The sequence below is a fragment of the Burkholderia sp. WTPI3 genome (assembly GCF_021483755.1).
Lineage (GTDB): Bacteria > Pseudomonadota > Gammaproteobacteria > Burkholderiales > Burkholderiaceae > Burkholderia.
Window position 1 is genome coordinate 20,169 of the sequence record NZ_JAGIXF010000017.1, and the last position, 13,775, is coordinate 33,943.

10 protein-coding genes are annotated in these 13,775 nt (G+C 67.6%); 6 read left to right on the forward strand and 4 right to left on the reverse strand.

Translation table 11 applies throughout. The features are described from left to right. Positions 1–127 precede the first annotated feature (127 nt). Genes J7024_RS11635 through J7024_RS11650 form a run of 4 tightly spaced genes read left to right on the forward strand, consistent with a single transcriptional unit; the run spans position 128 to position 5,430 of the window. Positions 128–628 (forward strand): NAD(P)H-dependent oxidoreductase subunit E, encoded by a 501-nt coding sequence (locus tag J7024_RS11635; protein ID WP_124827937.1) that lies wholly within the window; start codon positions 128–130, stop codon positions 626–628. Beyond that, on the forward strand, positions 625–2,202 hold the full coding sequence (locus J7024_RS11640; protein WP_124827938.1) for a formate dehydrogenase beta subunit: 1,578 nt from the start codon (positions 625–627) through the stop codon (positions 2,200–2,202). Before J7024_RS11635 ends, J7024_RS11640 begins: the two co-directional genes overlap by 4 nt. A 17-nt stretch (positions 2,203–2,219) precedes the next feature. Further along, positions 2,220–5,171: a formate dehydrogenase subunit alpha gene (gene fdhF / locus J7024_RS11645; RefSeq protein WP_124827939.1), complete on the forward strand. Its 2,952-nt coding sequence runs from the start codon at positions 2,220–2,222 to the stop codon at positions 5,169–5,171. 7 nt (positions 5,172–5,178) lie between these two features. Next, positions 5,179–5,430, forward strand: a complete 252-nt coding sequence (locus J7024_RS11650; RefSeq protein WP_124827940.1) for a formate dehydrogenase subunit delta — start codon at positions 5,179–5,181, stop codon at positions 5,428–5,430. A 10-nt stretch (positions 5,431–5,440) separates the two neighbouring features. Here the strand turns inward: J7024_RS11650 and J7024_RS11655 are convergent, their stop codons facing one another. Beyond that, positions 5,441–7,096 carry an FAD-dependent monooxygenase gene (locus J7024_RS11655; RefSeq protein WP_124827941.1) on the reverse strand — a complete coding sequence of 552 codons (1,656 nt, stop codon included), beginning with the start codon at positions 7,094–7,096 and terminating at the stop codon, positions 5,441–5,443. A gap of 130 nt (positions 7,097–7,226) precedes the next feature. On the opposite strand from J7024_RS11655, the gene J7024_RS11660 reads away from it, so the two are divergent. Next, positions 7,227–9,065 carry a tetratricopeptide repeat protein gene (locus J7024_RS11660; protein ID WP_175796307.1) on the forward strand — a complete coding sequence of 613 codons (1,839 nt, stop codon included), beginning with the start codon at positions 7,227–7,229 and terminating at the stop codon, positions 9,063–9,065. 98 nt (positions 9,066–9,163) lie between these two features. Here the strand turns inward: J7024_RS11660 and J7024_RS11665 are convergent, their stop codons facing one another. The 3 genes from J7024_RS11665 to J7024_RS11675 form a co-directional block, all read right to left on the reverse strand. Beyond that, positions 9,164–10,459 carry an MFS transporter gene (locus J7024_RS11665; protein ID WP_124827943.1) on the reverse strand — a complete coding sequence of 432 codons (1,296 nt, stop codon included), beginning with the start codon at positions 10,457–10,459 and terminating at the stop codon, positions 9,164–9,166. Positions 10,460–10,821: 362 nt separating this feature from the next. Beyond that, positions 10,822–11,466, reverse strand: coding sequence for a DUF2968 domain-containing protein (locus tag J7024_RS11670; protein WP_124827944.1), 645 nt, complete (start codon positions 11,464–11,466; stop codon positions 10,822–10,824). Between the two features lie 164 nt (positions 11,467–11,630). Beyond that, positions 11,631–12,809 carry a gamma-glutamyl-gamma-aminobutyrate hydrolase family protein gene (locus tag J7024_RS11675; RefSeq protein ID WP_124827945.1) on the reverse strand — a complete coding sequence of 393 codons (1,179 nt, stop codon included), beginning with the start codon at positions 12,807–12,809 and terminating at the stop codon, positions 11,631–11,633. 279 nt (positions 12,810–13,088) lie between these two features. Between J7024_RS11675 and J7024_RS11680 the strand changes: the two genes are divergently transcribed. Further along, a complete protein-coding gene (locus J7024_RS11680; protein WP_124827946.1) occupies positions 13,089–13,769 on the forward strand; it encodes a GntR family transcriptional regulator in 681 nt (226 codons plus the stop codon). The last annotated feature ends 6 nt before the right edge of the window (positions 13,770–13,775 follow it).

Consider the following 13,775-nt stretch of genomic DNA (forward strand, 5'->3'; position numbering starts at 1 on the left):
GCACTCCAATCTCCTATTGCGACTGCGAAATCTTCCGCTTATCGTTGGTGTAAATCAATCAGAACGAAGTCCCGATGCGTACTATATGAATTTCGAGCGCATATGAGACTTTGGAGGAGCATAACCGATGTCCCCGAATTCCCATGCGCCCGACGCGCTCGTCGAGCGCCATGCGCGCGCCGGCCGCTCGCTCGTCGCGATCCTGCACGCGATCCAGGACGACGCGGGTTACGTGCCGGCGGGCTGCGTCGCACCGCTCGCGAAGACGCTGAACCTGTCGCGCGCGGAAGTCCACGGTGTGCTCACCTACTACCATCACTTCCGCACCTCGCCGCCCGCACGCGTGACGATCCAGATGTGCCGCGCCGAAGCATGCCGCAGCATGGGCTGTGAAGCGCTGGCCGCGCATGCGGAAGCACGCACGGGTTGCCGGTTCGACGCGGCACACGGCAACGGCGCCAATGCGCACGCACCCGATGCAGTCGCGCTCGAATCGGTCTACTGCCTCGGACTGTGCGCTCAATCGCCGTCGATGACGGTCAACGGCGTGCTGCACGCAAAGGTCACGCCGGAGAAATTCGACGCACTGCTCGCCGACGCGGCCGCTCACACCCCGGAGGCCGCATGACGACCCGCATCTACGTTCCGCGCGATTCGTCCGCGCTGGCGCTCGGCGCCGACGCGCTGGCCGGCGCAATCGTCGCGGAAGCCGAACGGCGCGGCATCGAGATCGAGCTGATCCGCAACGGCTCGCGCGGTCTGCTCTGGCTCGAACCGCTCGTCGAGGTCGGCACGGCCGCTGGACGCGTCGGCTATGCGAACCTGTCGGCCGCCGACGTACCGAGCCTGTTCGACGCGAACTGGATCGACGGCGGCGCGCATCCGAGCGGCATCGGCCTCGTCGACGCCTTGCCGTATCTCGCCCGCCAGCAGCGCCTGACCTTCGCGCGCATCGGCCTGACCGACCCGCTGTCGATCGACGACTACCTGAAGCACGACGGCCTCGCCGGCCTGAAGAACGCCCTCGCGCTCGACGGCGCTGCCGCATGCGAGACGCTGATCGAATCGGGGCTGCGCGGCCGCGGCGGCGCGGCCTTTCCGGCAGGCATCAAGTGGCGTACCGTCCGGCACGCGAGCGCCGCGCAAAAGTACATCGTCTGCAACGCGGACGAAGGCGATTCGGGCACGTTTTCCGACCGCCTGATCATGGAAAGCGACCCGTACTGCCTGATCGAAGGGATGATCATCGCGGGTATCGCGACGGGCGCGACGCTCGGCTACATCTACGTGCGCAGCGAATACCCGCACGCGATCGCGGCGCTCGAAACCGCGATCGAGCGCGCCCGCGCAGCCGGCTGGCTCGGCGAACACGTGCTCGGCTCCGCGCATGCGTTCGACCTGCACGTCGCGAAAGGCGCGGGCTCGTACGTGTGCGGCGAGGAAACGGCACTGCTCGAATCGCTCGAAGGCAAGCGCGGCGTCGTGCGCGCGAAGCCGCCGCTGCCCGCGCTCGCCGGCCTGTTCGGCCAGCCGACCGTGATCAACAACGTGATCACGCTCGCAACGGCGCCGGTGATCTTCGCGCGTGGTGCCGCGTTCTATCGCGACTACGGGATGGGCCGCTCGCGCGGCACGCTGCCGTTCCAGCTCGCGGGCAACATCCGTCACGGCGGGCTCGTCGAACTCGCATTCGGCGTCACGCTGCGCGAGTTGCTGTTCGACTACGGCGGCGGCACGGCAAGCGGCCGCCCCGCGCGTGCCGCTCAAGTGGGCGGCCCGCTCGGCACCTACCTGCCCGAACACCAGTGGGACGTGCCGCTCGACTACGAGGCCTACACGGCGATCGGTGCAGTCGTCGGTCACGGCGGCATCGTGCTGCACGACGACACGTCGAATCTCGCCGAACTCGCCGAATACGCGATGAAGTTCTGCGCGATCGAATCGTGCGGCAAGTGCACGCCGTGCCGGATCGGATCGACGCGCGGCGTCGAGACGATCGCCCGCATCCGCCAGGGCGACACGTCGGAGCGTCAGGTCACGCTGCTGCGCGATCTGTGCGACACGATGCTCGCCGGCTCGCTGTGCGCGATGGGCGGGATGACGCCGTACCCGGTGCTGTCCGCGCTCGACCATTTCCCCGAAGATTTCGGGCTCGCCGCCGGCAAGCAAGCCGCGTCGGGTCCGGTCAAGGCTGCGGCCTGACCCAGAAGGAGCCCTGCATGTCACTCGACACGAACAACGTCCGCCAAGGCAGCTGCGGCTCGGGCCAATGCGCGTGCAAGAGCGCCGCACAGGCGCGCGCGCTCGATCCGTTGGACGATACCGACTACGGCACGCCGCAACGCCATGCCGACACCGACGTCACGCTCGAAATCGACGGCCAGCCGGTCACGGTGCCGGCCGGCACGTCGGTAATGCGCGCCGCGATCGAAGCAGGCGTCAACGTCCCCAAGCTCTGCGCGACCGACTCGCTCGAACCGTTCGGTTCTTGCCGTCTGTGCCTCGTCGAAATCGAAGGCCGGCGCGGCTATCCGGCGTCGTGCACGACGCCGGCCGAAGCCGGCATGAAGGTGCGCACGCAGTCCGATCGGCTGCAGTCGCTACGCCGCAACGTGATGGAGCTGTACATTTCCGATCACCCACTCGACTGCCTCACCTGCCCGGCCAACGGCGACTGCGAGCTGCAGGACATGGCGGGCGTCGTCGGGCTGCGCGAAGTGCGCTACGGCTTCGACGGCGCGAATCACCTTCGCGACGCCAAGGACGAATCGAATCCGTACTTCACATACGATCCGTCGAAGTGCATCGTGTGCAACCGCTGCGTACGCGCGTGCGAGGAAACGCAAGGCACGTTCGCACTGACGATCGCCGCGCGCGGTTTCGAATCGCGCGTCGCCGCCGGCGAAAGCGAATCGTTCATGGCCTCGGAATGCGTATCGTGCGGCGCCTGCGTCGCCGCCTGCCCGACCGCCACGCTGCAGGAAAAGTCCGTCGTCCAGCTCGGCCAGGCCGAGCATTCGGTCATCACCACCTGCGCGTACTGCGGCGTCGGCTGCTCGTTCAAGGCGGAGATGAAGGGCACGCAGGTCGTGCGCATGACGCCGCACAAGAACGGCCTCGCGAACGAAGGCCACGCATGCGTAAAGGGACGCTTCGCGTGGGGCTATGCAACGCACAAGGACCGCATCACGCAGCCGATGATCCGCGAGAAGATCACCGATCCGTGGCGCGAAGTCAGCTGGGAAGAAGCGCTCACCTACGCGGCAACGCAGTTCCGCAAGCTGCAGCAGAAGTACGGCCGCGATTCGATCGGCGGCATCACGTCGTCGCGCTGCACGAACGAGGAAACCTACCTCGTGCAGAAGCTCGTGCGCGCCGCGTTCGGCAACAACAACGTCGATACCTGCGCCCGCGTGTGCCATTCGCCGACCGGCTATGGCCTGAAGACGACGCTCGGCGAATCGGCCGGCACGCAGACTTTCGCGTCTGTCGGCCACGCCGACGTGATCGTCGTGATGGGCGCGAACCCGACCGACGGCCACCCGGTGTTCGGCTCGCGCCTGAAGCGGCGCATCCGCGAAGGCGCGAAGCTGATCGTGATCGATCCGCGCCGCATCGATGTGGTCGACGGCCCGCACGTGAAGGCCACGCATCACCTGCAACTGCGGCCCGGCACCAACGTCGCGATGGTCAATGCGCTCGCGCACGTGATCGTCACCGAAGGGCTCGTCGCCGACGCATTCGTTGCCGAGCGCTGCGAGACGCGTGCGTTCGAGCAATGGCGCGAGTTCGTGTCGCGTGCCGAGAACTCGCCGGAAGCGACCGCGGACGTGACGGGCGTGCCGGCTGCTCTGGTGCGCGAAGCCGCGCGCCTCTATGCAACCGGCGGCAACGCCGCGATCTACTACGGTCTCGGCGTGACCGAACACGCGCAAGGTTCGACGACGGTGATGGGCATCGCGAACCTCGCAATGGCGACCGGCAACATCGGCCGCGAAGGCGTCGGCGTCAATCCGCTGCGCGGCCAGAACAACGTGCAGGGTTCGTGCGACATGGGTTCGTTCCCGCACGAATTGCCCGGCTACCGGCACATCGGCGACGAAGTCGTACGCACGCAGTTCGAGCAGGCATGGTCGGCCACGCTGCAACCGGAACCGGGGCTGCGCATTCCGAACATGTTCGACGCAGCGCTTGACGGCAGCTTCAAGGGGCTCTACTGCCAGGGCGAGGACATCGTCCAGTCGGACCCGAACACGCAGCATGTCGCCGCCGCGCTGTCCTCGATGGAATGCATCGTCGTGCAGGACATCTTCCTGAACGAAACCGCGAAATACGCACACGTGCTGCTGCCGGGTTCGACGTTCCTCGAGAAGGACGGCACGTTCACGAACGCGGAGCGCCGCATCTCGCGCGTGCGCAAGGTGATGCCGCCACTCGCCGGCTACGCGGACTGGGAAGTGACGCTGCTGCTGTCGCAGGCGCTCGGCTACGACATGCATTACACGCATCCGTCGGAAATCATGGACGAGATAGCGCGGCTCACGCCGACCTTCTCGGGCGTGTCGTACGAGAAGCTCGACGCGATGGGCAGCATTCAGTGGCCGTGCAACGAACAGGCGCCGGAAGGCACGCCGACGATGCACGTCGACGAGTTCGTGCGCGGCAAGGGCCGGTTCGTGATCACGCAGTTCATTCCGACGCCGGAAAAGGTCACGCAGCGCTATCCGCTGATCCTGACGACGGGCCGCATCCTGTCGCAATACAACGTCGGCGCGCAGACCCGTCGCACCGAAAACGTCCAGTGGCACGAAGAGGACCGCCTCGAGATCCATCCGCACGACGCGGAGGATCGCGGGATCCGGACCGGCGACTGGGTCGGCATCGAGTCGCGTGCCGGTCATACGGTGTTGCGCGCGCTCGTGGCCGAGCGCATGCAGCCGGGGGTCGTGTACACGACGTTCCACTTCCCCGAATCGGGCGCGAACGTGATCACGACGGACAGTTCCGACTGGGCGACGAATTGCCCGGAATACAAGGTGACGGCCGTGCAGGTGATGCCGGTTGCGCAACCGTCCGACTGGCAGCGTGCGTATGCGCGCTTCAACTCGGAGCAGCTCGACCTGCTCGAGCGCCGCGCCGGCGCGCAGGCTGCCGTGACGACAGGCAAGTGAGGACGCGATGGACACCGGACACCTGATCGACATGGCCAACCAGATCGGCGCTTTCTTCGAATCGATGCCCGATCGCGAAGAAGCGCTGACCGGGATCGCCGAGCATATCCGGCGCTTCTGGGAGCCGCGGATGCGCCGCGCGTTTCTCGCCGCACTCGACGATCCGTCGGGCGCAGCCGCGCAACGCGCGGCACCGATCGTGCTCGCCGCGATCGCCGCGCATCGCGCTTCGCTCGTGCCGGCCGCTGCACCTGCCTGAACGTCTCCCGCTACGCGGGCAGCGACATGCCCGCGAACCAGCTTTCGCAATGGCGCAGCAGCGCGTTCGCATCGGTTGCGGTGCGGCCGCGCGCCGCGATGTAACCATCGGGCCGCAGCAGGTAGAACGACGGCCTCGAGCGACCGTATGCCTGTGCGAGCCCGTCCGCTCCGTCGCTTTCGGCATCAGCGACGCGCCACGCACGCACGGCGCCCGGCATGATCCGCTCCAGCCCCTGCACGAGCGCCTGCGCATCCGCGGACATCGGAGGCACATCGGCTGTCTCGCCTGCTTCTCCGCTCACGGGCTCCTCGAGCAGCAGCAGCGTAAAGCTCGCCGGATCGTGCAGGTCGTATAGCCGCGCGGTTCCGGGTGCCTGACCGAGCGGCCCGTCGACGACGTGTACGAGCGCATCGGGCGCACGCTCGCCGGCCCGCGGGCCGCCATCGAGCACGCGCTCGAGCGTGAGCGCACTTTTGCGATATTGCACGCCGAGTTCGCTGACGGTGCGACGCACAGCATCGCGCACCGGCCCGAACGACGCCAGCAGCGGCACGACATGATCGCGCAGCAGCTTCATCGCACCGTGGTCGGCTTCGACGATCTGCGTGACGAGGCCAGTCTGCCGCAACACGTCGCGCTCGATCGGATGACGCTCCGCGTGATACGTGTCGAGCAGCCGCTCCGGCGAGCCCGCGCCGAGCACGCGCGCGAGCTTCCAGCCCAGATTGAACGCTTCCTGAATGCCCGTGTTCATGCCCTGCGCGCCCGCCGGGCTGTGGACGTGCGCGGCATCGCCCGCGAAAAATACGCGCCCTTGACGCAGCCGATCGACCATCCGGCTGTGCAGGTGGAAATACGACGACCATGCGAGATCGCTCGGCGAGATCGACGCGCCCACACGAGCGCGGACGATCGCCTCGCATTCCGCGAGCGACGGCGTCGACGTCTCCGGCGATGCATCGCTGCCGGGCGGCCGGTCGGCGACGAGCCGAAAGCGACCGCCGCCCATCGGGAACAGCGCCGCGATGCCGGCGGACGTGGTGAACAGGTGGATCTCCTCTTCCGGCCAGTCGGGTATCGCCGCGAAATCGGCGAGCAGGAAAGTCTGTTCGAACGCATGCCCGGCGAAGCCGAGGCCAAGCAGATGGCGTACCGTGCTGTGCGCGCCGTCGGCGGCGATCAGGTATGACGGCGCGAACGCTTGTTCGAGGCCGTCGACGCCGCGGATCTTCACGTCGAGCGACGTGCCGCCCGCGTCGCACGCTGTGAGCGTGACGCCACGCTCGATTGTCACGCCGAGCCCTGCGAGATGCTCGGCGAGCAGTCGCTCGGTGATGCTCTGGTCGAGGAACAGCAGATATGGATAGCGCGTTTGCAGCGGGTCGAAATCGAGCCGCGCGATCACGCGGCCGTCCGCGTGCAGCGCGGCCGCATGCGCGCGATGGCCCAGCGCGAGGAACGGTTCGACCGCGCGATGCTGCTCCAGCAATTCGAGCGTGCGCGCCTGGATGCCGATCGCTCGTGAATACGGCGCGGGCATGGCGAGCCGGTCGATGATGCGCACCGGCACGCGAGCCCGCGCGAGGCTCATTGCGGCGGCAAGGCCGGTCGGCCCGGCGCCGACGATCAGCACGGGCGGAATGTCGAGCAGTGTGTCAGCCATGAGAACCTCGATGACACGCGATCCTGCAAGTCTACGCCGCTCCGCGTGACGGGGCCATATGCCGACCTGCCAATCTGGGGCGGCCCCGCGCAGTGTGGGAAAATACGCGCTTTCCGTCAGTTTTCGCGTCATGGATTCCGCATTCGACCGAGCGTACGCCGCGCACCGCGCGGGCCACCTCGCCGAGGCCGAGCACGGCTACCGTGCCGCGCTCGCCACCAACCCCGCCGACGCCGACGCACTCCATCTGTTCGGCGTGCTGCGGCATCAGCAGGGGCAACATGCCGAGGCGGCCGATCTCGTCGGGCGCGCGGTCGCGCTGCGCCCGGGCGACGCCGCACTGCAGCTCAACCTCGGCAACGCGCTGAAGGCCCTCGGCCGGCTCGACGAAGCGATCGACCGCTTTCGCAACGCGCTGACGCTCGCGCCCGAATTTCCGCTCGCGCACTACAACCTCGGTAACGCGTATGCGGCGCTGCAACGCCACGAGGATGCCGTCGACGCATTCAGCCGCGCGCTTCGGCTTACGCCCGACGATGCATCGATCCACAACAATCTCGGCAACGCGCTGAACGCGCTCGGCCGTCACGACGACGCGCTCGCCGCATTCCACCGCGCACTCGAGCTGCGGCCAGGACACGCCGGCGCGCACAACAATCTCGCGATGGCGCTGAACGCAATGGGCCGGGCCGACGACGCGATCGCGCACTTCCAGGCCGCGATTGCCGCGCAACCGCGTTTCGTCGCCGCGCATTTCAATCTCGGCAATACGTTCGAGGCGATCGGCCGTCACGCTGAAGCCGCCGCCGCATTCGAAACCGCGCTTGCACTGCATCCGCCGTTTCCGCTCGCACTCTTCGGGCTCGCGAACGCACTGAGCGCGCAGGCGCGCCAGCGCGACGCGCTGCCCTACTACGAACGCGCGGTCGGACTCGATCCGTCATTCGGTCTCGCGTGGCTGAACCTCGGCAACGCGCATCACGCGCTCGGTGCGCACGAAATGGCACTGCGCGCATTCGACCAGGCGCTGCGCGTCGCGCCCGACCTGAAGCTCGCGCAACTGCACCGCGCAGTCACGCTGCTGACGCTGGGCGACTTCACCCGCGGCCTGCCCGCTTACGAATCGCGTCACGACACGCCAGGCGCACCGACGCTCGGCACGCTGCCGCGCTGGCAAGGCGAGCCGATCGCGTCGCACACGCTGCTGATCCGTGCGGAACAGGGGTTCGGCGACACGCTGCAGTTCGTCCGCTTCGTGCCGCTGGCGCGCGCGCGTAGCGCCCGCGTGGTGCTCGAGGTGCAACCGGAACTCGTCGCGCTGCTCGCGCCGGCCGCCGCGCGCTGGCGCGTGGCGCTCGTCGCACAGGGCGCCGCGAAACTGCCGGCCGCAGACGTCGCATGCACGCTGATGAGCCTGCCGTTCCTGCTCGGGCTGCAGCCGGCCGAGATCGTCGCGGACACGCGCTACCTCGGCGCGCCGGACAGCGCACGCCGGCGCTTTCGCGGCTCGCTTGGCGGGCGGTCGAAGCGCAAGTTCGGCCTCGCGTGGTCGGGGCGCCGGCAGGCGCAGGAAAACCGCTCGATGCCGTTCGACGCACTCGCGCCGCTGCTCGCGCTGCCCGACATCGACTGGGTCGTGCTGCAGCCGGCGCTCGACGACGACGAACGGGCACGCGTCGATGCGCACCCGCGCGTGCATCGTCTCGACGGCCGCCTGAACGATTTCGCCGACACGGCCGCGCTGATCGAGCGGCTCGACGGCGTCGTCACGATCGATACGGCCGTCGCGCACCTCGCAGGCGCGCTCGGCAAGCCACTGTGGATCATGCTGCCGTTCGCTGCCGACTGGCGTTGGTTCACTGGCCACGACTGCCCGTGGTACCCGCAGGCCACGCTCGTCCGTCAGCCCGCGCCGGGACAATGGTTCGACGTGGCGACGGCGGTCGCCGCCGCGCTGCGCGACGGCTGAATGCCCGAGCGCCCGATCGCATACGAAAAAAGGGAGCGCACAATGAACTGCGCTCCCTTTTTCATTCACCACGATGCGCCGATGCGTCGCCTGCGATGTCAGGCCGCCTTGTACTGGTTGCGCGACTCGGGCGTGCGATACAGCACGAGCGTCGCGATCAGCCCGCAAATCGCAGCGACGCTCAGCCACAGCCCCGGCGCGGCCTTGTTCCCGGTCTGGTGAATCAGCAGCGTCGAGATCGCAGGCGTGAAGCCGCCGATCGTCGTCGCAAGACTGTATGCGAGCGAGAAACCGGCGGTGCGCACGTCGACCGGCATCACTTCGGTCAGCGCGACGACCATCGCGCCGTTGTAAGAGCCGTACAGGAACGACAGCCACAGCTCGACCGCGAGCAGCCGCAGGAACGACGGATCCGCGACGAGCCACTGCACCGCCGGATAAGCCGACAGCAGCGTGAGCACCGTGAACGTGATCAGCACCGGGCGGCGACCGATACGGTCCGAGAGTCCGCCGGACAGCGGCAGCCAGACGAGATTGGACAGGCCGACGCAGACGGTCACGACGAGCGCATCGAGCGACGACAGGTGCAGCACTTCCTTGCCGAACGTCGGCGTGTACGCGGTGATCATGTAGAACGACACCGTCGTCATGATCACCATCCCCATACCGGCGATCACGACGCCCCAGTTCTCGAGCATCGAACGCATGATCTCACCCATCGTCGGACGGTGGCGCTTGGCGAGGAACTCGTCGGTCTCCTTCAGCGAACGCCGGATGAGGAACAGGAACGGCACGATCAGGCAGCCGATCAGGAACGGAATGCGCCAGCCCCACGCGCTCATGTCCTCGGCCGGCAATGCGCGGTTCAGCAGCACGCCGACGAACGCGGCGAACACGACGGCGACCTGCTGGCTGCCCGATTGCCACGACGTATAGAACCCCTTGTGGCCCTTCGTCGCGATCTCGGACAGGTAAACCGACACGCCGCCGAGCTCGACACCCGCCGAAAAGCCCTGCAGCAGCCGGCCGAGCAGCACGAACACCGGTGCGAGCACGCCGATCGTCGCATAGCCGGGCACCGCGGCGACGGCGAGCGTGCCGAGCGCCATCAGCCCGAGTGTCAGGATCAGCCCCTTGCGGCGGCCGTGATGGTCGATGTACGCACCGAGCACGATCGCGCCGACCGGCCGCATCAGGAAGCCCGCGCCGAATACCGACAGCGACAGCATCAGCGACGCGAACGCATTGCCGCTCGGAAAGTATGTCTTCGCGATGGCCGACGCGTAATACCCATAGACCATGAAGTCGTACATTTCCAGGAAGTTGCCGCTGACGACCCGGAACACGGTACGGACTTTCGATTCCTGCTCGACGGCGTGTGAGGTGGTGGTCATGTTTTTCTCTCAGCTCGGATGGCGCAAGCTCCGCGCCGCGTGAATCCGACGATGCGTGTCGCGCCGATCGGGGGCACGGACATCGCTGTCAGCCGGCAGCACGTCGCGCATCGGTGCGTGCCGGCATCGTTCGCAAATGATGCCACGCGAAGCCGACAATTGCCTTGTACCCAGCCTGCAGTTGCCGTGGTTTCCTTCAGCTCGTATGCGTCGCCCCGACAGCCGGCACGCCGTCCGCAGATTTCGACCGGACATCGCGGCTGCCCTGCCACCCGACCGCTGGCAACCGCCCGTTAAAAAACCCGGCGAAGCATGCATCGCCGGGTTTCGCCCCTCCGCCGCTCCGTCGGACCGGCGTATCGTCACTTGCTCGCAGGCAATCCCGTTTCGGCCTGCCGCTCGAGTTTTCGCACCTGCTCCTGCAGATCGCGCAACTGGATCTGCGCCGCCCGCTTCTCGACCTGCAGCGCCTGGGTCTGTTCCTGCGCCGACTTCTGCCGCTGCGCGACCTGGGCCTGCTGGCTGCGCGCGACGCTCAGATCGGCCTGCAGTTGCTGCGCGCGCGTCGCCTGCAGCGCAATCACGCGCTCGAGAAACGCTTTCTGCGCCTGCAATTCGGTGCGCCGGATCTCGACGTCCGCGAGCTGGACCGTCTGCTGGACGAAGTTCGCATACACCATCTCCGCGCGATTCCTTTCCTGCGACTTGATCACGCGCCACAGATGCTTGTCCTGGAACAGCGCGACGTAATACGTCATCTCGTCTGGATCGAACATCAGGCTCGCGCCATAGCTGCCGTTGTACGTGGTGCGCATCTCGACGAGGCGCCCGCCGTGCAGCATCTGCGCGAGTTCGGCGACGTTGCCTTGCGTGCTGGCGTCCGTCGCGGACGACGCCGAAGCCGGTGCCGCATCGCCGCTCAGGCTCGTGACCGCAGGGCGCGTGCCTGCCGCGGGCGCGGACGCGTCGGCGGACCACGCGGCGCTCGCGTATGCGCAGGCAGCCATCGCCACGATCCACGTTGCGCATCGTGCGGGAGGGAAATTTCGGAAGGCCAACGTCAGACTCCGGCGAACGAATCGGAACTCGCGATTATCGTTCAAAACCAGACGGCGCATCCCGAACATGACGGGATGCGGCCGGCCTTCCGGCGATGCAACGCCAGCACCTGCTACAGACGGGTTTCGCGTGCCGCGCGCAGGAATGCATCGAGCAGCGGCGTGCAGTCGAGCAGTTCGGCGCCGCCCGCGCGATGGAACTCCGGGTGCCATTGCACGCCGACCACGAACGGCGCGCGCCGGTAGCGGATGCCCTCGATGATCCCGTCGCCGGCCGACACGGCCTCGATGTTCAGATCGCGGCCGAGATCGCGGATCGCCTGGTGGTGGATCGAGTTGACGATCGCCTCGCTGCGCCCGGGGAACATGCTCGCGAGCGACGACGTGTCGGGGAAGCGGATCGCGTGGCGATGCTGGTCGTAATGCTCGCTCACGTGCGGATTCGCGGTCGGCACGTCGGTCGCGATGTCCTGGTACAGCGAGCCGCCGAACGCGACGTTGATCAACTGGCAGCCGCGGCACACGCCGAGCACTGGCTTGCCGGACTCGACGAATTCGTGAAACAGCTCGAGCTCGTACATGTCGCGGACACGGTCGCCCGGCCATTCGGGACGCGCATCCGACGCCGCATAGGTTTGCGGCGACACGTCCGCGCCGCCTTGCAGCAACAGGCCGTCGAGATGTTTCGCGTAGTCGCGCAGGCGGATGTTGCTCGGATGCAGCATGCCCTGATGCCCGACCGTCGGAATCATGAACACGAGCACGTCGCGCGACATCACCCAGTGTGCGATCGATTCCTCGAGATACTGCAGCGTCTTGCCGCGCAGCCCCTTCGCGCCGGGTTCCGGGTGGAAGATCCGCGCCGACACGCCGATGCGCAACGTGCGCTGCGTGATGCGCTGCCCGGCACGGTCGAACAGCCGGCGCGCACGCGCCGCGACGATCCGGCCGAATACCGACCATGGCGTGTCGCTGTGCTTCAGATAGGCCGGCGGCGCATTCTGCGCGCTCGCAGGCGGCGGCCGCGGCGTATCGAAATCGGGCGGCGCGCCGAAGCCGGGCGGCGGCGCACCGGGTTTCGGCGTTGCCGCATTGCCTTCAGCGGTGGCGCCCGTCGCACCGGGTGCGCCCGGCTCCGACGCCGCCGTGACCGGCGATGCGCCGTCCTCGGCCACGTTCTGCGCAGCAGCAGCCTGCGCGGCGGGCATTTTCGCCGGATCGGAGCGGGGGGAATCGGAAGAAGCGGAAGAGGTGCCGGGCAGACCGGCCGGGGGAGGCGTGTTTTCGCTCATGACGATGGTCTGGTACGTCGCTCGCGCGTATTGGATTGACGAGGATTCATTATGCTTCAGTGCACGATCGCGCGGCAAACCTGCAACATCCTGTCGATATTGTTGCAAGTCGTCGCATGCGGCAGCACAACCATCCCGGCCCTTATAGGGCGGCGGCCTGATCCCTCCGAGGCACACACTGGACACCAGTGATATATCACAATAATATTCACGGATCGTCCACGCTCCCGATTCCCGCGCCATGATCGCGCCCCGCCCGGCCGCCGCGCCGCCGTCCGCATGAACGCCCTGACCGACGCGCTCCGCGACCGCCCCTCCGCCTCGGCGGCCAGCCTCGCCGATCGCGCCTACGCGCTGATCCAGCGCGACATCATCACAATGCGGCTGAAGCCGGGCGCCGCGCTCAACGAAGCCGACCTCGTCGCGCGCACCGGCATCGGACGCACGCCCGTGCACCAGGCCGTGCACCGGCTGGTGCTCGAAGGACTGCTGTCAGTGATGCCGCGCAAGGGACTGATGGTCCAGCCGCTGTCGCTCGACGACATCGTGTCGGTGATCGACGTGCGGCGCATCAACGAAGCGCACTGCGTCGAACTCGCGGCGCGCCACGCGACGCCCGACGATCTCGCGCGCATGGCCGCGCTGCTCGACGACGGACAGGCGTGCGTCGACACGCACGACGTCGAAGGCATGATGGAGCTCGACCGCGCGTTTCACCAGGCGATCGCCGCGGCGGCCCGCAACACGGTCCTCGCGGAAGTCCTGCGCGCGCTGCACGAACGCTCGCTGCGCTTCTGGTTCGTCACGCTGTCCGAGCCGCACCATTTATCCGATGTCCAGCGCGAACACCGGGAACTGTTCGAGCGGCTGTCGGCGCGCGACGCCGCCGGTGCGCGTACGGCCGTCGAACGCCATATCGCTTCGTTTCGCGCCGCCCTTGTCCAACATCTTCGCCCCTGAGCCGCT

Bases quoted from the DNA above. Each gene is read 5' to 3' on its own strand.
- J7024_RS11635 (WP_124827937.1), top strand. From the start codon at position 128: ATGTCCCCGAATTCCCATGCGCCCGACGCGCTCGTCGAGCGCCATGCG.
- J7024_RS11640 (WP_124827938.1), top strand. From the start codon at position 625: ATGACGACCCGCATCTACGTTCCGCGCGATTCGTCCGCGCTGGCGCTC.
- fdhF (WP_124827939.1), top strand. From the start codon at position 2,220: ATGTCACTCGACACGAACAACGTCCGCCAAGGCAGCTGCGGCTCGGGC.
- J7024_RS11650 (WP_124827940.1), top strand. From the start codon at position 5,179: ATGGACACCGGACACCTGATCGACATGGCCAACCAGATCGGCGCTTTC.
- J7024_RS11655 (WP_124827941.1), bottom strand. From the start codon at position 7,096: ATGGCTGACACACTGCTCGACATTCCGCCCGTGCTGATCGTCGGCGCC.
- J7024_RS11660 (WP_175796307.1), top strand. From the start codon at position 7,227: ATGGATTCCGCATTCGACCGAGCGTACGCCGCGCACCGCGCGGGCCAC.
- J7024_RS11665 (WP_124827943.1), bottom strand. From the start codon at position 10,459: ATGACCACCACCTCACACGCCGTCGAGCAGGAATCGAAAGTCCGTACC.
- J7024_RS11670 (WP_124827944.1), bottom strand. From the start codon at position 11,466: ATGGCTGCCTGCGCATACGCGAGCGCCGCGTGGTCCGCCGACGCGTCC.
- J7024_RS11675 (WP_124827945.1), bottom strand. From the start codon at position 12,809: ATGAGCGAAAACACGCCTCCCCCGGCCGGTCTGCCCGGCACCTCTTCC.
- J7024_RS11680 (WP_124827946.1), top strand. From the start codon at position 13,089: ATGAACGCCCTGACCGACGCGCTCCGCGACCGCCCCTCCGCCTCGGCG.